Here is an 18,159-nt window from a genome sequence, read left to right on the forward strand (position 1 = left end):
TAACTCCTAATAACTAACTCCTAATAACTAACTCCTAATAACTAACTCCTAATAACTAACTCCTAATAACTAACTCCTAATAACTAACTCCTAATAACTAACCCCTAATAACTAACCCCTAATAACTAAACACTAATAACTAAACACTAAAAATCAAATCCTTTTAATCCAATCGTTTTCTGGGTTTGATACCCTTCACCATATTTTACGCCAATTTTGTGGCCCATTTCCATGGATCTTGCGCGGATGAATTCTAAGAAATCAGGAGAGGAAATATAAGAGTCTGGTTCGGTGGAGTTAGGGTCAAAGAATTGACTTTTGAAAGCACGTATAGATTGTTCCTTGACATCCCAATGCGCACTAATATCGATCACAAAATCAGGATTTAAATAACGATCTTGAATGTAATGAAAAAGGTGCTTGGGTCTCCAGGCTGCTTGCAAATTACCCTGAGCGTCTTTTGTTTCAATCTTTCTTAATCCAGATAAAAAACAAGCATCAATGGCTAATTGGGCACCTTTACCATGGTCAGGGTGTCGGTCTTCCAAGGCATTGGCCAGTACAATGTCTGGTTGGTATTTACGAATAACTTGAATTAACTTCAATTGGCTTTCTTCATCATTTTGAAAGAACCCATCCCTAATCCCCAAGTTTTCCCGGGCATGAATGCCCAATATGGCCGTCGCTGCAGCTGATTCAGCCAATCTAATCTCAGGCGTCCCCCTCGTTCCTAATTCACCTCGGGTAAAATCCACTATCCCCACCTTTTTTCCTTGTTGGATTTGAGATACAATGGTACCTGAACAAGCCAGCTCTGCATCATCTGGATGCGCAGCCATAACTAAAATATCTAGTTTCATCATTAGTGAATACGTAAACGTCTACCAGCTCGGATGGTGGAGCTAAGTTTTAAACCATTTAATCTAGCCAATTTAGTCACCGATATTCCTGCTCGTTGAGCAATGGAATACAAGGAATCACCTGAACGAACTCGGGTCCAGGCGGTACGTCTCGAACGAATTTTTTCACCCGCACTTCCATATTCATTTCGTAGGGAAAGTGAGCGGCGGTCGAAAGTTCTAGCAGTAATTAATAAGTGGTCCGATAGCGGTTCTCCAGTGCTTAAATTGTAAACATTGTTTGGGTTGAATGGATTACCTTCATACCTAGTTTCAAAGTGCAAGTGGGACCCTGTACTTCTACCTGTATTTCCACCCAAACCAATTTCATCTCCTGCTTTGACAAAAGTTCCTGGTTCAAAATTTCGTTTGGAAAGGTGCCCATAAAGGGTTTCAAGTCCATTGTAATGCCTAACAACTACGTAATTTCCGTAACCGGAATAATCAAATCCTGAAATACGAACAATGCCGTCAAAGGCCGACATAACGGGGTAACCTGTTTCTAAGTCGAGGTCAACTCCAGCATGCAAACGTCCCCAACGCGGTCCGAATGGACTGGTTTGTTTAACCACATTCAAGGGTGGAGACCAATTTCTTCCACTTCCTACATTATAAAGTTCAATGTCCACCGGTTCATCGAAATCTTTGATGTCGATATCATACGGATCAATACTTTTGGTATCCCAAATGGCAAAATAGGAGGCAACCGTTACAAAATCCTCACTTCCTACCGGGGCATTTTCTTCCTCTATTTCTACCACTAGGGCTTCCCCTTCATCGATCGAGGTGGTGTCGAAATTACTGATGGTTGGATTTAAAATCTTTATGGGTTCGTATTTACGTTCCTGCATCTCAGAACCAGCCACCATGCCTGTAGTTTCCGTTTCATTGCGGAATTGTAAAGGAGGTAGATCGTCTATTTCCTCTTTCTTTTCTTTGCTATTGCTGTTTGATTTGGTTTCTATCTTCGTGCTTTTTTTGAACAAATTACGTTCCTGTGCCTTTACAGAAAAGGCAAAAAAAGTGACAGATAGGAAGAAAATCAGGTTTTTTACTGACATAAATGAAGATTAATGTAAATGGTTGGAAGCCAACCATCTCTCAGCGTCTAAAGCAGCCATACAACCACTACCTGCTGCTGTTACGGCTTGACGATAAATAGAATCTTGTACATCTCCACAAGCAAAAACGCCTGGAATATTGGTACGAGAGCTACCTTTTTCGGTAATTAAATATTCTTGAGCATCCATATCCAATTGACCTTTGAAAATAGCGGTATTGGGTTGATGTCCGATCGCTACAAAAAATCCAGTTAAGGCAATTTCTTCTGTGGCATTCGTTTCTCTATTTTTGATACGAATACCGGTTACGCCATTGGCATCACCTAAAATTTCTTCTGTTTCAGAATTCCAGTGAATTTTTATTTTAGGATTATTTTTAACACGCTCTTGCATGATCAAAGAAGCCCGCATTTCATTCCTACGAACGATCATGTGAACCTCGGTACACAAATTGGCTAAGTAACTGGCTTCCTCTGCTGCAGTATCACCTGCACCCACCACGGCTACTACTTGATTTCGGTAAAAGAATCCATCACAAACAGCACAGGCAGAAACACCCAAACCATTGAAAGTAGTTTCTCCCTCGAGCCCTAACCATTTGGCAGAAGCACCCGTGGCAATAATAACGGCATCGGCTTCTAGTTCTGTTTGATCATCAATCCATACTTTTTTAGGCTGGCTGTTGAAGTCCACTTTGGTAGCTAAGCCAAAACGCACATCTGTACCAAATCGCTTGGCTTGATTTTCTAAATCCTGCATCATAGTAGGGCCATCTACTCCTTTTGGATAGCCTGGGAAATTATCCACTTCGGTTGTCGTGGTTAATTGACCACCTGGTTGTCCACCTTGATACATCACAGGCTGTAAACCTGCTCTAGAAGCGTAAATAGCTGCGGTATAACCTGCCGGCCCTGAGCCGATAATCAAACATTTTATTTTTTCTGCCATAAAATTAATAACACCTTGAAGATCTCAAAAGGTTCATGAAGGTGCAAAATTCGGTAAATAAGCGCAGAATCCCAAACGAGGATATTTTGCTATTAATCCTTACATTTGTTTATCATCTGCTTTCAAACGAATGAGTAAAAAGAAAATTACACACAACCTTACTTTTTGGGTTTTAATTTCCATTTTTCTGGGTGTTCTTTTAGGACATTTTGCTCCTGATTGGGCCTTGTATCCCTTGATGGAAAAGAAGTTTGCCTATTCTTTTTTGGGTGCAGATATCAGCATGGGGCCTAGTGTCAGTGAGTTGCTAAGTGGTTTTTTCATCAGTTTAGTCAAATTGTTTATTCACCCCATCATCTTCCTTACCATTAGTTTGGGAATTGTCAATATGGGTAATCTCAAAAAGGTAGGTCGAGTAGGAGGGAAAGCCTTATTGTACTTTGAGGTGATTACCACCATAGCTTTGATTATTGGTTTATTTGTTTCCACTATTTTGGTGCCAGGTGAGGGTGTTATTCGTTCAGATGTGGCCGGTGGAGATATTAGTAAATACACGGCAAAGGCGGCCTCTTTCTCTTGGTTATTGTTTTTAAAGGAAAATTTTACTGTTCAAGTTTTATTCTTTTCCATCTTTTTTGGCATCTTTTTAAACTCTGTTCGTGGTAAGGCTCGTATGATTTCAGGAATGGAACAAGCCTCGCATTGGGTTTTTAAAGCCTTGCATTGGGTGATGTACATGGCACCTCTGGGGGCTATGGGAGGTATGGCTTATACGATTGGAAAATTTGGTATACATTCCCTATTGCCTTTAGCTAAATTAATGGCCTCTGTATACATCACCATGGCTTTGTTTATTTTTGTCATTTTAGCCTTGGTCATGCGTTCTTGCGGTGAACGAATTACCTCATTTTTGAGCTATATCAAAGCCGAATTATTAATCGTTTTGGGTACATCTTCTTCTGAAGCTGCATTACCCTCTTTGATGCAAAAATTAGAAAAAATGGGTTGCTCAAAATCCGTGGTGGGATTGGTCGTGCCAGCTGGGTATTCCTTTAATTTGGATGGAACGAGTATTTACCTATCCATGGCAACCTTATTTTTAGCCCAAGTGTATGGTATTCAGCTCAACTGGGAACAATTATTAACCATCATTGGCGTGTTGATGGTAACTTCTAAAGGTGCCGCAGGAGTCACAGGAAGTGGTTTTGTGGTGTTAGCATCTACCTTAACAGCCTTACAAGTAATTCCTCTAGAGGGTTTAGCTCTTTTATTGGGCGTTGATCGCTTTATGTCAGAAGCTAGAGCGATTACGAATTTCATTGGAAATGGAGTCGCGACGGTTTGGTTAGCCAAGCACGAAGGAGAGTTTCATGCCCCCGAATCAGAATAACATTCATCAACATATCAAATTATGTCCATCTCATCTATTTTAAAACAAGATGCCTTAGCTTACCATTCCGAAGGTAAGCCAGGGAAGATTGAAGTAAAACCCACCAAATCAACAGCCACTCAGCGGGATTTATCACTAGCCTATTCTCCCGGTGTAGCAGAGCCATGTTTAGAGATTGCCGCTTTTCCTGAGAAAGTGTATCAATATACGGCTAAAGGCAATTTAGTTGGGGTAATTTCCAACGGAACGGCCGTATTGGGTTTAGGGAATATTGGTCCTGAAGCAAGTAAACCTGTGATGGAAGGAAAGGGTGTTTTATTCAAGATTTTTGCCGATATCGATGTTTTTGATTTGGAGTTGAATTGCATAGAGCCCAATGATTTTGTAGAAACGGTTGTACGTTTAGAACCTACTTTTGGAGGAATAAATTTGGAAGACATTAAGTCGCCTGAGTGCTTTGAGATAGAAGAGAAATTAAAAAAGCGCTTGAAGATTCCAATCATGCATGATGATCAGCACGGAACTGCCATTATTTCTTCAGCGGCTTTATTAAATGCCTTGGAAATTGTCGAAAAAAAAATTGAGCAGGCAAAATTTGTTGTTTCTGGTGCCGGTGCAGCAGCCATTTCCTGTATTAAATTATACCTTCAATTAGGAGCAAAAATTGAGAATTTCCTCATTTTTGATAAAGATGGTTTAGTATCAAAAGCTAGAACAGACCTAAATCCTTATGTAAGTCCATTGGCATGTGAAGCCAATATCAAGAAAACCTTGGCAGAAGCCATGAAAGGTGCAGATGTCTTTTTGGGCCTTTCGGTGGGAAATATTCTTAAGCCTGAAATGGTAGCCTCCATGGCTAAAGATCCAGTGGTTTTTGCTATGGCCAACCCAACTCCGGAAATTGGTTACGCAGAAGCTAAGGCCGTTAGGGATGATTTAATCATGGCCACTGGTCGTTCCGATTATCCTAACCAAGTTAACAATGTACTCGGCTTCCCATTTATATTTAGAGGTGCGCTGGATGTGAGAGCTTCCGAGATTAACGATGAAATGAAATTAGCTGCGGCCAAGGCCTTGGCTTGCTTAGCAAAAAAGCCTGTTCCCGATATTGTGAATTTGGCATACAATGAAAAAAGCATCAGTTTTGGACCAGAATACATCATTCCAAAGCCAGTGGATCCACGCTTGATTACCACGGTTTCTATGGCAGTAGCCAAGGCAGCTATGGACTCAGGTGTGGCAACTGTTCACATTAAGAATTGGGATGAATATGAAAATCAATTGGCTAAACGCTTAGGTTTGGACAACCAGGTGATGAAATTCATTTTGAAACGAGCAAAAAGTAATCCTAAACGGATAGTTTTTGCAGATGCTCAAAATCTGAAAGTTCTTAAAGCAGTGCGAGAGGTATTGGATGAAGGAATAGCTAAACCTATATTATTGGGTAATCAAGCTGCCATTGAAGCCATTTGTGAGGAGCATCACATTGATTTACAAGGCACCGAAATCTTGGATTTTAAGCATCCTGATAATGAACCTCTATTAAAGGAATTTGCTGATTTATTTTACGAAAAACGTAAAAGACGTGGTTATACGCGCTGGGAAGCTGAAAATCAGGTTCGTAAAAGTAATTATTTTGCGGCCATGATGTTGGAAACATATCGTGCCGATGGAGTAATATCGGGTTTAACCAAAAACTATCCGGAAGCTATTCGTCCTGCCTTACAGATTATCGGTAAAAAGCCAGGGGTGAAAAAAGTAGCCGGTATGTATTTACTTTTAAGCAAGAAAGGACCGCTATTTTTCTCTGATACGACCATTAATTTTCAACCTAGTGTGGATGATATCGTAGAAATAACCCGCTTGACGGGTGAGGCCGTAGAGCGTTTTAATTTGCAACCTAGAATTGCTTTGTTGAGCTATTCCAATTTCGGTTCAGCCGATGGAGATGATGCCATTAAAATGCGTGAGGCTACCCATATTTTGCAGGAAAAATATCCTCAATGGTTGATTGAAGGTGAAATGCAAGCTCACTTGGCCTTTGATAAGGAACTACGTCAGCAAAATTATCCTTTTGCATCACTCGGAAATGAAACAGCCAATACATTGATTTTTCCTAATTTATCGGCAGCTAACATAGCCTACAACTTATTGAAAGAAGCCGCTGAAATAGAATACATCGGCCCAATTCTTTTAGGTTTACGAAAACCGGTTCACGTGCTGCAATTAGGGGCTAGTGTTCGAGAAATTGTCAACATGGTGGCTATTGCCGTAGTTGAAGCACAAACTACGGAATAGAATTCATCCATTGTTTTCTTAATTCCAATTGGGCATCGCTTGGATTCTTCTGTGGTACAAAAGAGGTCGGAGCGTTGCCCATACTTGTTTGAAATGGAGCTTTTAAGCGAACCGTTTCATACAGACCATTTCCTTTGGGTCTAGCTACTTCTACCTCTAAGATATCCCCTAATTGTATGTCTTTGAGTACTTTAGCTGCATTTGTACTGAAATTTTCTAGGCTAAAAGAAAGTTGATTGACAAAAACCAATTCATCTTTGGCTTGTAAGCCAAGCATTCTTCCAAATTCATTGATTCCATCTTCAGAGTTTATTACAGCACGATGCGTTTCAGCATTGACGTTTAAGGATTGAAAATCGAATCCCAAAGACTTGATCGGACTGGCACTAAATTCCTGAATTTCATATCCAATGAGGTGTAGCCAGTCAGCCACAGGGATTTCCTCTTTACCCTCTATGTATTTCTGGAAAAAGGTTTTTAATTCAGGTTTTTGAGTGATTTTGACCAATTGATCAAATAAATCATTGTCTTTAAAAGATTGATGAGGCCCATAATATTGGGCTAAATCCCGCATCATTTCTTGGGTTCCATATTTGCCTTGGCTCAGTTTTCTTAGGGTTAAATCTAATCCAAAACCCAGCCAAGCACCTTTTTGGTAGACATTGCCATATTCATCCTTGTATTTGTCCAGCACTTTCTCACTCATCGTCGTGAAAGGTAATTTTCTGTCAAATTGGACATTCATTACTTCCCACTTATTTTCAAAGGTCGACATGAATTTTTTCAGGTCGGTGATTTGGTATTTTAATTGAACATGATGCGCCGCGTATTCGGTTAAGCCTTCATATAGCCAGAGGTGTTTAGACATCTTAGGCTCTAAAAAATTAAAGTTTCCTATTTCTTCCGAATGGATATTCAAAGGAGTGACAATATGAAAGAATTCATGTGCGCATACTTCTCGTATAGTTTCTGCTAAGGTTTGAATGTTTCCTTCTGGTAAATAATAAAAGGAGGATTGGGCGTGTTCTAATGCCCCATAACTGCCATTTTTGATGTTGTCAGATAGAACGATGATAAAGGCGTAGTTAGATACGGGTAATTGCCCCCCTAAGTATTTTTTTTGCGCTTCCAGTAAAGGTTTGATTTGTTCCGCTACTTGCGCCGCTGAGCACATTTTATTGGGTGAATAAACTGAAATCAAAATGTTGGCATTGGCTAAGGGAAAACTTAGCGTATCTGGAGAAGCATACATCAAAGGCGCATCAATCAGTTCTTGATAATGGATGGCTTCAAATTGGTCTGTACTAGTTTTGCTTTTGTTTTGCAGGGAACTGGCCCCGTATAGGTTCTTGGGTTTATCGATGGATAATTGTACTTGGGCTTTTTCATGGCCAACGAAATATCCCAACATGGCATGCGTATTGAGTGCAAATAAACTATCTTGTTGGAAGGAAGTACCCGCCGGTTCGAAGACATAATCGCCAGGTATTTCAGGGCTATCCCAAGTATCATGGACAAAATACCGTAATTCAGTTAATTGGGAGGCATTGGAAATCTGGTAGGTATTCGGCCCAGTTTTTTTGTATTTCAAGTTTTTACCCACTGCATCTAATGCCCTGAAATCTTGAACAAATCGACCGAAATCATAGTTGGCATAAGTTCCTGGTACTATTTTAGGAAGGGCATAAATTACCTCCTTTTGTTTGAATTTAGGTGCTTTAACAACTACCTCTAAACGGTCATTAGTCAGCTTGTTTAAATCAATCTTATACTGAACTTTTTCTTGCCCAAAGGCCAGCGTCGAGGCAAGTAGCCAAAAAAGTAGTTGAATTTTTTTCATAATTAATGCTTGTATTGCAGTGCCTCTTGAGCTTGAATTTTTTTGATGAAGATGGTTGGTAGTGTAATGATGATAGCCACCAAAATACTGGTACCCAAATTGACCCAAAGCCATGTGGACATGGACCAAATTATGGGAACAGAGTTCATATAATAACTTTCAGGATCCAAAGGAATTAGGTGGTACTCGGATTGTACGTAACAAAAAAGAATGGCCAATACATTGCCTATGGCTAATCCTCTAAGTAGAATAAAGAAACCATTCCACCAAAAAATGGTTCGAATTTGTCTATGGTTAGCCCCCATGGCTTTCAATAATCCGACCATGGGAATACGTTCCATGATAAGGACCCATAGTGTCGCAATGAGATTAAAACAGGCTACTACCAATAGCAGTGAAATAAATATGACAATATTCCTATCCAGCATCATCATCCAGTCGAATAGGGCAGGGTATAATTCAGTGATGGTTTCCAATCGCCATTCGGCAGGCATCTTTGATTCTATTTCATCCGCAGATTGATATAAATCCGCTGATTTTTTCAAAAATACCTCATAAGTTCCGATGGAATCAGTGGACCAGCCATTCATTTTTTGAACCCATGAACGGTCTGCTAAAATGAACATTTTATCTAATTCTTCTAATCCTGTCTCATAAATCCCGGTGATTTTTACTTTCCTTGGCCGTTCGGGATTAGATAGAAAATATAGAATTAAGCTACTATTTAGCTTGACTTTCAGTTGTTTAGCTAAGCTATTACTCATGATGATGTCCTGGGGATGATGTATTTGTGACTGCCCTTGCAGCAAATTGTTGGCCAGTTGGTCTTTAGGCACATCATTTCCTATTCCTTTGATGACGATTCCCGCCAAACCAGCTTCTCCCACTAGTATGCCGGGTTTCTGTAAATGAGCCTGAATGTGGTCCACCGAGGGGTTTTTAAGGATATTTTTTTCCCATGCCAAATTTCTCCTCATCGGGCTATCAGAAAGGGAATGATTGCCACTTATTTGGCTGATATGTATATCTCCAGCAAAACGGGTTAATTTATCTTGAATGGCATCTTTAAAGCCAAATAGAATAGAAAAGGCAATGAGGATGATGCTTACTCCCATTGCTACTGTTCCTATACCTACATAGGTAACCGTTTTAGAAAAGGAAGTTTCATGGGTATTACGAATCCGACGTGCAACAAAAAGTGGAAAATTCATTCAGTCGATTTACGTTAATTATCTTAAAATTTATCAGATATTTGATAAAGTAAATTTTAAACCGCAAAGAAAATAGGAATGCATCGAATCTACAAGCTATTGATTTTATTGTTGTTTTTTTCCTCTAGTCTACTGCCTCAGGTTACTCTAGCTCAGTCTAGCAAAGCTATCCCTGGAGATCAACAAATTGCGACCTATTTGCCAATGATTTTCGACAAGCGAGTTGGTTTGGTCGTTAATCATACTTCGGTTTTGGGTAAAACTCATTTGGCAGATACCTTATTGTCTTTAAAGGTTCCCATTAAAAAGATTTTTGCACCTGAACATGGTTTTAGGGGTACAGCAGATGCTGGAGCACATATTGATAATGGGAAGGATGAAAAGACAGGATTACCCATCATTTCATTGTATGGAGCACATAAGAAACCGACCAAAGCAGATTTGGAAGGTATTGATGTGGTGATATTTGACATTCAGGATGTAGGAACTAGGTTTTATACCTACAGTTCTACTTTACATTATGTGATGGAAGCTTGTGCTGAAAACAGCGTTAAATTAATCATACTCGATCGTCCAAATCCCAATGGCCACTATGTAGATGGTCCTGTTTTGGAAAAAGAATTTGCCTCTTTTGTAGGGTTAAATCCAATTCCGGTGGTGCATGGATGTACCTTAGGCGAGTTGGCCAAAATGATCAATGGAGAGGCCTGGTTAGATCGGGGAATTCAATGTGATTTAAGTATTATTCCTGTTAAAAAATACAAGCACGCAGATAAGGTGCAAATTACCGTGGCGCCTTCACCTAATCTTCCAAATGATCAAGCTATAGGCTTATACCCTTCCTTATGTCTTTTTGAAGGGACCAATGTTAGTATTGGTAGAGGCACCATGACCCAATTTCAAGTAGCAGGTACTAATGTAGCTGGTTTAGGTGATTATACATTCACCCCTATGCCCATGCCGGGAGCCATGGAACCACCCTTGAAAGGAAAGCTATGCTATGGTTTTGATTTAACAAAAATAGATACTCGTGAGCTAGGATTTAGTTTGAAATATCTATTCTATTTCTTTGAAAATTCGGGTAAAAAAGAGTCGTTTTTTACCAGCCCGAGCTTTTTTGATAAGCTAGCAGGAACCAATGAACTTAGGAAAATGATGTTAGAAGGGAAATCAGAAAAGCAAATACGAGCCACTTGGCAGGAAGGCTTGAAAGAGTATAAAAAGATTCGAGAAAAGTACCTGATTTATCGGTAGAAATACAAAATAAATACTCGACTTTTCGTTTAAAATTGCGACCTTTGCCGTTTATTTTTATTTAAAGCAGCTATGGCGGAAAAAATTATTATTCTTGACTTTGGTTCTCAGGTGACTCAATTGATAGCCCGAAGAGTTCGTGAGCTTCAAGTATATTGTGAAATACATCCTTATAATCATATACCTAGCATCGATTCCTCAGTCAAAGGAATTATTTTATCAGGTAGTCCTTGTTCAGTCCGTGATGAAGATTCTCCAAGAGTAGATTTAAGCCTATTTGGTGACTTACCTATTTTGGGTATATGTTATGGGGCTCAATTATTAGCTCATCAAGGAGGAGGTTCGGTTCAGGCGTCCCAACATAGAGAGTATGGTCGTGCTCATTTAACGGGTACTAAGGATTCTATTTTGTGGGATGAAATTTCCAGTAATAGCCAAGTATGGATGTCGCATGGTGATACCATTATGGAATTACCTGCCATGTATGAAGTTATTGGTTCTACGGAATCAGTTAAAGTAGCAGCTTTTGCACACGTTTCTAAGCCAATTTTTGGAATTCAATTCCATCCTGAGGTTACGCATAGTACAGAAGGAAGTATCATTTTAAGAAACTTCGTGGTGAAGGTCTGTGATTGTACACAAGATTGGACTTCTGATTCCTTCGTAGAAACAACAGTAGCTAATTTGAAAGAAAAATTAGGTCAGGATAAAGTCGTATTAGGTTTATCAGGTGGAGTGGATAGTTCGGTAGCGGCGGTATTATTGCATCGGGCTATTGGTAAAAATTTGTATTGCATATTTGTGGATAATGGATTGCTGCGCAAAGATGAGTTTGAACAAGTATTAGAATCCTATCATTCCTTAGGTTTAAATGTCAAGGGAGTAGATTCAAAACAGCGTTTTTACGATGCATTGGCAGGTTTAAGTGATCCAGAGTTGAAGCGAAAAGCGATAGGTAAAACCTTCATCGATGTCTTTGATCATGAAGCACATGCTATTGAGGGTGTTGCTTGGTTAGGCCAGGGTACTATTTACCCAGATGTCATAGAGTCAGTTTCTGTCAAAGGACCATCTGCCACCATCAAATCCCATCATAATGTGGGCGGATTACCTGATTTCATGAAATTGAAGGTAGTAGAGCCTTTGAATACCTTGTTCAAGGATGAAGTGAGAAAGGTAGGAAAAACCTTAGGCATACCACAAGATATTTTAGGTCGCCATCCTTTCCCAGGTCCAGGTTTAGCCATTCGTATTTTAGGAGATATAACACCGGAGAAAGTGGATATCCTTCAAAAAGTGGATGCTATTTTTATAAATGGCTTGAAATCTGAAGGGCTTTACGATCAAGTTTGGCAAGCTGGTGCAATCTTATTGCCGATTCATTCCGTAGGGGTGATGGGGGATGAAAGAACCTATGAGCAAGTAGTTGCCTTGAGGGCTGTAAGTAGTTTGGACGGTATGACTGCCGACTGGTGTCATTTACCCTATGAATTCCTAGGTAAAATTTCAAATGAAATTATCAATAAGGTAAAAGGGGTAAATCGGGTTGTGTATGATATTTCTTCCAAACCACCAGCAACCATTGAGTGGGAATAACCAAGAACTTGGACAACAAATAAATTTTTAAAACGTTGACGCTCCGTAACGCTGGCAGCGTTTGGAACGCTGACAGCGTTGGAAAAAACGGAGCGAATTAATGAAAATGCTTACAAAAAAAGGGAACTTAGGTTCCCTTTTCTGCGTAAATGGCTGCTAAATGAACGATGGTTTCAGTGGCCTTTTGCATGTCTTGGATGCTGACCCATTCTTGTTTACTATGAAAAGCATGCTCCCCAGCAAATATATTGGGGCAAGGTAAACCCATGAAGGTAAGTCGGGAACCGTCCGTACCACCCCGTATACTTTGCATTTCTGCTTGTAAACCAGCTCTTTTCATAGCCTCCATGGCATTTTCTAGGCATTCAGGATAATTGACTAATATTTCATTCATATTTCGGTATTGCTCCGTTTGAATAAATTCAGCCTTAGCATGTGGATAGTTTTTAAGCACTTCCTGAGTAATATCTTTCAATAAGGCCCCATATTCTGAAAGCTTTTCTGTCTTGAAATCACGTAAGATGAAATGGATTTCCGCAGTTTCCACGCTTCCCGTAATCTCAACCGGATGTATAAACCCTTCCATTTTTTCTGTGCTTTCCGGGCTCAGGTAATCTTTAGGCAGCAAATGAATGATTTCAGCCGCTATTTTAATGGCACTTTCCATTCGGCCTTTGGCAAAGCCTGGATGTTGAGAAATACCTTCAATTTTAATACTAAACCCATCGGCTGAAAACGTTTCATTTTCTAAATGCCCTCTTTTTTCTCCGTCAATGGTATATCCAAATTGTGCATTGACCTTTTCTAGGTTGACATGGTCTGTACCTTTTCCGACTTCTTCGTCAGGTGTAAATAAGATGGAAATGGGCCCATGAGGAACTTCAGGATGTTGAACCCAGAATTGAATGGCATCCATGATTTCTGCCACTCCTGCTTTATTATCTGCTCCTAAAAGTGTCTTTCCGCTGGCTGTAATGATATCATGTCCTATTTGTTCGGCCAAATCTGGATGCTCATCTAGGCGGATGACTACGGAGTTGTCATCGGGCAAAATCAAATCTTGACCTTGGTAATTTCGATGGATCAATGGCTTAACATCCTTTCCTGAGCAATCTGGGGAGGTATCCATGTGGGCACAAAAACAAATAGCAGGAATGGATTTTGGGACATTGCTTGGCAGCTGTGCATAGACATACCCATATTCATCTAAATGGGCGGAATCTAAGCCTAGTTGTTTTAATTCATGAACCAAAACTTTTCCTAAATCTTTTTGTTTGTCTGTTGTAGGACTGCTAGTGGAGTTTGGATCAGACTGAGTATCAATTTGTACATAAGTAAGAAATCGATTGGCGGAACTATACGTGTACTTTTTGAATTTTTGCGAGATATTGGTCATAAAAACCGATTATTTTTGAAATATAGAAAGAAAAAATTGTGTTAAATAAATTTATTTTTTTTGGATTCATAAAGGTAATTAACCTTTCAAAATTACGTATTATCTTAGAGGCTTGAATTTTGCTTGGAGCAAAAAGCTTCTTCAATTTTTAAAATCATACCAAAGTTAAGCTTATAAAAAATTATGTCTCAACCGGCTACAATTAACCTCGAAGGGAAATCCTTTGATTTGCCTACTCTGGAGGGTACAGAGAACGAAAAGGCCATCGATATCGCTAAATTGCGTGATTTGACTGGTTACATTACGTTTGATCCAGGCTTCAAAAATACTGGAGTTACTAAAAGTTCAATTACTTATTTGGATGGCGAAGAAGGGATCTTGCGTTACCGAGGTTACAGCATTGAAGAATTAGCTGACAAAGCTTCGTTTTTAGAGGTGGCTTATTTGCTTATTCATGAGGAATTACCCACTCAAGCTCAATTGGATGCTTTTTCTGCTGAAATCCAGTCTTACACGGTAGTAAATCAAGATTTACTAAAGATTTCTGAGGGCTTTCCAGTAAGTTCACATCCTATGTGCACCATTGCGGCCTTGGTTGGAGCTATGTCCGCTTTTTATTCAACAGAAGAAAAAGGTGACGATGAGAAGAGTGTGTTGAGATTAATGGCTCAATTGCCCGTAATGGCTACTTGGTCCTATAAAAAATCCCTAGGTGAAGGAATCATTCAGCCGGATACAACGGTAGATTATTGCTCTACTTTCTTGCAAATGATGTTTGCCAAGCCGGGAGAAAAATATACAGCTGATGCTGTGGTATCGAAAGCATTAAATAAATTATTGATTTTACACGCTGACCATGAGCAAAACTGCTCTACTTCTACCGTTCGTTTGGTAGGATCATCTCATGCGAATCTTTTTGCGTCTATTTCAGCAGGAATTAATGCACTTTGGGGACCACTTCACGGGGGTGCTAACCAAGAGGTTATTGAAATGTTGGAAGCCATAAAAGCCGATGGAGGTGATACAGATAAGTACATTGCCATGGCAAAAGATAAAAATTCAGGTTTCCGTTTGATGGGTTTTGGGCACCGTGTGTACAAAAACTTTGATCCACGTGCGAAAATCATTAAAAAAGCAGCTGATGACGTATTAACAGCTTTGGGTGTTAATGATCCCGTTTTAGCCATCGCAGCACGTTTGGAAGAAGCAGCCTTAAGTGATGAATATTTTGTAGCTAGAAAGCTTTATCCTAATGTAGACTTTTACTCAGGTATTATTTACCGTGCCTTGGGTATTCCAACCAATATGTTTACTGTAATGTTTGCTATTGGACGTCTTCCAGGTTGGATTGCTCAATGGAAAGAAATGCGTGCTAACAAGGAGCCAATTGGTCGTCCAAGACAAATTTATACTGGCGCAACTAGCCGTGCATTTGTTGAGATTAATCAACGATAGGCTAAATGGTCTAACAATTTTTAACAAGCTAAAAGCCCTTCGAAAGAAGGGCTTTTTTGGTTTAATGAGGTATTAGGGCTAATTTGCAAGCTTAAATGGAATGCATGACATTACAATTCAAGCGCTATTTCCTCTTGGTGCTCCTTTTTTTGGGGATGGTAAACCAAGGGATTTTAGCTCAAATTCAACAAGGAAAAGCTTCTTATTATCACAAGAATTTAAGTGGTAAAAAGACCTATAGTGGCGAAAGGTATAATTCTTATTTGTTCACTGCTGCTCATCGAAAATTCCCCATGGGTACTTGGTTAGAAGTAAGTAATATCAAATCTGGTAGTAAGTCGTATGTACGGGTGAATGACCGTGGCCCACATCAAAAACGCTTATTGATAGATGTGTCTTTTAGCGCTGCGAAAGAGTTAGGGATAGTTGGTGCTGGAATCGCTCCTGTTCACATACGCCCATTAGATGAGGCGGATTTACGTGATACACTTTTGACTTTTTTACAAAAGCGCGACAGCCTTATTTTAAAAGAGCATCCTTACACGGTGTATGTTAAAAAGGCCAAGAAGTCTAAAAAGAAGAAAAAGAAGAAAAAAAAATAAGTGTTTAGTGTTTAGAGTTTAGTGTTTAGGCTTTGATGTTTAGGGTTTAGTGTTTAGTGTTTAGGATTTAGTGTTTAGTGTTTAGGGTTTAGTGTTTAGGGTTTAGGATTTAGTGTTTAGTGTTTAGGGTTTGGTGTTTTTTCAGTTAAAAAGTATAGTAGGTCTAAAACTCCTAATCTCTAATCCCTTACCCCTAATCCCTTACCCCTAATCCCTAATCCTTAATCCTTAATCCCTAATCCTTAATCCCTAATCCCTAATCCCTAACCCCTAACCCCTAACCCCTAACCCCTAATTACCAACTATTCATTTAAAAGCACAATCTCAATTCTACGATTCCATTTTCGGGCTTCTGCTTGATTATTGGCTACTTTGGGCTTTAAGAAACTCATTCCTTTGGTTTGGATTTTATCAGCTAAAATACCTTGACTGATTAAATAGCTTTTGATGGAATTAGCCCTTTTTTCAGAGAGCACTTGATTAGATTTAGCTAGACCAATTTCATCGGTATGTCCCCTGATTTCTATTTTTTGCTGTGGATTTTCATGCAAGAATTTTACAAGTTTGTGTAAACTTTCAGGAATAGGAGTGGGGATAGCCCATTGATTCGTGGCGAATTGTATATCATCAAAACTGACTTCTTGAAAATTGATTTTACTTGGTTCAGTCTTGACCTCAAGCTTTACTTCTGCTTTTGGACTTGTCTTTTTGGGCAACCAATAGCTATTGGGAATGAATATCCGATGGAGCTCTTCTTCAATGGCTTGGCCTGGCTTATTTCTGGAAATAAAATATTCTAAACTATTTACTCCCTGGCAGATACCTGCTTCATTGTCTGGCGTATTTAATTCCATTATATTTTTGGCCGCTAGCCATTGCTTATTTTCCATTGTGCTTTGATAAAAATCCAAACCTCCTTTTCCTCCTTTTTTATCACTTGAAAATAGCAGAACTTCATTCACTTCCAGCCAATAGGGACCTTGTTCATCAGCTGGGCTATTGATTTGAGGACCTAGATTAATGGCCATTTTCCAACGACCTTGCGCATCTTTTTCACTCATCCAAATATCTCTTTTTCCAATACCTCCTGGCCTGTCGGATGAAAAATAGAGTTTTTGACCATCTGCACTTAGGCATGGTTGTCCCTCCCAGTCGTGGGAATTTATCAAGATTCCTAAATTTCTAGGTTTAGACCAGTTTCCATTCATCCAATTACTCTCATATAAATCACAGCCCCCAAAACTATTACGGTATTCACAGCCCGAGAAAATCATCGTATTTCCATCCTTGGACAAACTTGCTGTGCCGTCGTTACTTTCTTGGTTGATACTGCTCAAAGCCTGCGGATTGATGAATTTTTCCCCATCCCAAGTGGCTACTTGCAATTCTTCATCAGCCCGATCTGCTCGTGTCGTAAAATAGATTTCTTTTCTGACAGAAGAATAATGGGGGAAATACTGAGCTTTTTGAAGGTTGAGTTCAACAATAGGGGATGATTTCAGACTATCCTGGGGAAATCCCCATAAACTGAATGAAAGGAACAAAGCCGCTAGCATGCTTATGGGATTTGTAAGAACTTATGGGTCTGAACAGAAATTTGCCAACGTGGATTTTCTTTGACAAAATCAACGATTAATGGATTCATGTCGGCTTGTTTCGACCATTCGGGCTGCATGAGCCAAAGACTTTTTGTGGGTAATTTTTCTATCCATGTTTGAGACCAAGCAATGTCCGATGGATGAAATATGACCACTTTAAGTTCATCAACCAAAGGAAAAATATCAGGATTAGGTTCCTTAAATTTCTTGGGAGAAAAACATACCCAATCCCAAATCCCCGTTATTTTTTTACCTACTCCCGATGTTTCTATATGGGTTCGAAAACCAGCTTCTTGCAATGCTTCTGTTAAGGGATTCAGATCATGCATCAAAGGTTCACCTCCAGTAATGACGGCAATCCTTCCAGGATAAGCTGAGGCTTCTTGTACTAAATTGGCCACTGTTTTGATGGGATGGGTGTCAATGGGCCAAGATTCTTTTACATCACACCAATGGCAACCCACATCGCAGCCCCCGAGTCGAATGAAATAGGCAGCATGTCCTTGAAATTTACCTTCGCCTTGGATCGTGTAAAAAGATTCCATCACGGGATACGTAAAAGCATCTCTTTTTACATCTGATTTTATATCTTTGGTGTTTGATTGCATGCA

General features: G+C 39.6%; 14 protein-coding genes. 6 read left to right on the forward strand and 8 right to left on the reverse strand.

From position 1 onward, the window contains the following. Positions 1 to 146: 146 nt before the first annotated feature. The 3 genes from bshB1 to trxB are packed head-to-tail and all read right to left on the reverse strand — an operon-like array spanning position 147 to position 2,908. Positions 147 to 860, reverse strand: coding sequence for a bacillithiol biosynthesis deacetylase BshB1 (gene bshB1, locus SKC36_RS00545; protein ID WP_459464728.1), 714 nt, complete (start codon positions 858 to 860; stop codon positions 147 to 149). A gap of 2 nt (positions 861 to 862) precedes the next feature. Further along, positions 863 to 1,960, reverse strand: coding sequence for a peptidoglycan DD-metalloendopeptidase family protein (locus SKC36_RS00550; RefSeq protein ID WP_459454874.1), 1,098 nt, complete (start codon positions 1,958 to 1,960; stop codon positions 863 to 865). Between the two features lie 9 nt (positions 1,961 to 1,969). Further along, positions 1,970 to 2,908 carry a thioredoxin-disulfide reductase gene (trxB, locus tag SKC36_RS00555; protein ID WP_459454875.1) on the reverse strand — a complete coding sequence of 313 codons (939 nt, stop codon included), beginning with the start codon at positions 2,906 to 2,908 and terminating at the stop codon, positions 1,970 to 1,972. Between the two features lie 130 nt (positions 2,909 to 3,038). On the opposite strand from trxB, the gene SKC36_RS00560 reads away from it, so the two are divergent. Together SKC36_RS00560 and SKC36_RS00565 are read left to right on the forward strand one after the other, a co-directional pair. Beyond that, a complete protein-coding gene (locus SKC36_RS00560) occupies positions 3,039 to 4,298 on the forward strand; it encodes a cation:dicarboxylate symporter family transporter (RefSeq protein ID WP_459454876.1) in 1,260 nt (419 codons plus the stop codon). A gap of 21 nt (positions 4,299 to 4,319) precedes the next feature. After that, on the forward strand, positions 4,320 to 6,596 hold the full coding sequence (locus tag SKC36_RS00565) for an NADP-dependent malic enzyme (RefSeq protein ID WP_459454877.1): 2,277 nt from the start codon (positions 4,320 to 4,322) through the stop codon (positions 6,594 to 6,596). Here the strand turns inward: SKC36_RS00565 and SKC36_RS00570 are convergent. Together SKC36_RS00570 and SKC36_RS00575 are read right to left on the reverse strand one after the other, a co-directional pair. After that, positions 6,586 to 8,436 carry a M61 family metallopeptidase gene (locus SKC36_RS00570; RefSeq protein WP_459463958.1) on the reverse strand — a complete coding sequence of 617 codons (1,851 nt, stop codon included), beginning with the start codon at positions 8,434 to 8,436 and terminating at the stop codon, positions 6,586 to 6,588. The genes SKC36_RS00565 and SKC36_RS00570 overlap by 11 nt on opposite strands. Positions 8,437 to 8,438: 2 nt before the next feature. Next, a complete protein-coding gene (locus SKC36_RS00575; protein ID WP_459463960.1) occupies positions 8,439 to 9,647 on the reverse strand; it encodes an ABC transporter permease in 1,209 nt (402 codons plus the stop codon). Between the two features lie 78 nt (positions 9,648 to 9,725). On the opposite strand from SKC36_RS00575, the gene SKC36_RS00580 reads away from it, so the two are divergent. Together SKC36_RS00580 and guaA are read left to right on the forward strand one after the other, a co-directional pair. Next, positions 9,726 to 10,901: an exo-beta-N-acetylmuramidase NamZ family protein gene (locus tag SKC36_RS00580; RefSeq protein WP_459463962.1), complete on the forward strand. Its 1,176-nt coding sequence runs from the start codon at positions 9,726 to 9,728 to the stop codon at positions 10,899 to 10,901. Positions 10,902 to 10,973: 72 nt separating this feature from the next. Further along, positions 10,974 to 12,497 carry a glutamine-hydrolyzing GMP synthase gene (guaA, locus tag SKC36_RS00585; RefSeq protein WP_459463964.1) on the forward strand — a complete coding sequence of 508 codons (1,524 nt, stop codon included), beginning with the start codon at positions 10,974 to 10,976 and terminating at the stop codon, positions 12,495 to 12,497. Between the two features lie 127 nt (positions 12,498 to 12,624). Here the strand turns inward: guaA and pepT are convergent, their stop codons facing one another. After that, positions 12,625 to 13,893 carry a peptidase T gene (gene pepT, locus SKC36_RS00590; protein ID WP_459463966.1) on the reverse strand — a complete coding sequence of 423 codons (1,269 nt, stop codon included), beginning with the start codon at positions 13,891 to 13,893 and terminating at the stop codon, positions 12,625 to 12,627. 183 nt (positions 13,894 to 14,076) lie between these two features. On the opposite strand from pepT, the gene SKC36_RS00595 reads away from it, so the two are divergent. Together SKC36_RS00595 and SKC36_RS00600 are read left to right on the forward strand one after the other, a co-directional pair. Beyond that, positions 14,077 to 15,348 carry a citrate synthase gene (locus SKC36_RS00595; protein WP_459454883.1) on the forward strand — a complete coding sequence of 424 codons (1,272 nt, stop codon included), beginning with the start codon at positions 14,077 to 14,079 and terminating at the stop codon, positions 15,346 to 15,348. Positions 15,349 to 15,452: 104 nt separating this feature from the next. After that, a complete protein-coding gene (locus SKC36_RS00600; RefSeq protein ID WP_459454884.1) occupies positions 15,453 to 15,950 on the forward strand; it encodes a septal ring lytic transglycosylase RlpA family protein in 498 nt (165 codons plus the stop codon). 302 nt (positions 15,951 to 16,252) lie between these two features. Here SKC36_RS00600 and SKC36_RS00605 read toward each other — a convergent pair whose 3' ends face one another. Together SKC36_RS00605 and SKC36_RS00610 are read right to left on the reverse strand one after the other, a co-directional pair. Next, positions 16,253 to 17,506 carry an OmpA family protein gene (locus SKC36_RS00605; RefSeq protein ID WP_459463968.1) on the reverse strand — a complete coding sequence of 418 codons (1,254 nt, stop codon included), beginning with the start codon at positions 17,504 to 17,506 and terminating at the stop codon, positions 16,253 to 16,255. Positions 17,507 to 17,508: 2 nt separating this feature from the next. Further along, positions 17,509 to 18,093 carry a 7-carboxy-7-deazaguanine synthase QueE gene (locus SKC36_RS00610; RefSeq protein ID WP_459464730.1) on the reverse strand — a complete coding sequence of 195 codons (585 nt, stop codon included), beginning with the start codon at positions 18,091 to 18,093 and terminating at the stop codon, positions 17,509 to 17,511. Positions 18,094 to 18,159: the final 66 nt, after the last annotated feature.

The sequence above is a fragment of the Aquirufa sp. OSTEICH-129A genome (genome assembly GCF_054558355.1).

Bases quoted from the DNA above. Each gene is read 5' to 3' on its own strand.
- bshB1 (WP_459464728.1), bottom strand. From the start codon at position 860: ATGAAACTAGATATTTTAGTTATGGCTGCGCATCCAGATGATGCAGAG.
- SKC36_RS00550 (WP_459454874.1), bottom strand. From the start codon at position 1,960: ATGTCAGTAAAAAACCTGATTTTCTTCCTATCTGTCACTTTTTTTGCC.
- trxB (WP_459454875.1), bottom strand. From the start codon at position 2,908: ATGGCAGAAAAAATAAAATGTTTGATTATCGGCTCAGGGCCGGCAGGT.
- SKC36_RS00560 (WP_459454876.1), top strand. From the start codon at position 3,039: ATGAGTAAAAAGAAAATTACACACAACCTTACTTTTTGGGTTTTAATT.
- SKC36_RS00565 (WP_459454877.1), top strand. From the start codon at position 4,320: ATGTCCATCTCATCTATTTTAAAACAAGATGCCTTAGCTTACCATTCC.
- SKC36_RS00570 (WP_459463958.1), bottom strand. From the start codon at position 8,436: ATGAAAAAAATTCAACTACTTTTTTGGCTACTTGCCTCGACGCTGGCC.
- SKC36_RS00575 (WP_459463960.1), bottom strand. From the start codon at position 9,647: ATGAATTTTCCACTTTTTGTTGCACGTCGGATTCGTAATACCCATGAA.
- SKC36_RS00580 (WP_459463962.1), top strand. From the start codon at position 9,726: ATGCATCGAATCTACAAGCTATTGATTTTATTGTTGTTTTTTTCCTCT.
- guaA (WP_459463964.1), top strand. From the start codon at position 10,974: ATGGCGGAAAAAATTATTATTCTTGACTTTGGTTCTCAGGTGACTCAA.
- pepT (WP_459463966.1), bottom strand. From the start codon at position 13,893: ATGACCAATATCTCGCAAAAATTCAAAAAGTACACGTATAGTTCCGCC.
- SKC36_RS00595 (WP_459454883.1), top strand. From the start codon at position 14,077: ATGTCTCAACCGGCTACAATTAACCTCGAAGGGAAATCCTTTGATTTG.
- SKC36_RS00600 (WP_459454884.1), top strand. From the start codon at position 15,453: ATGACATTACAATTCAAGCGCTATTTCCTCTTGGTGCTCCTTTTTTTG.
- SKC36_RS00605 (WP_459463968.1), bottom strand. From the start codon at position 17,506: ATGCTAGCGGCTTTGTTCCTTTCATTCAGTTTATGGGGATTTCCCCAG.
- SKC36_RS00610 (WP_459464730.1), bottom strand. From the start codon at position 18,093: ATGGAATCTTTTTACACGATCCAAGGCGAAGGTAAATTTCAAGGACAT.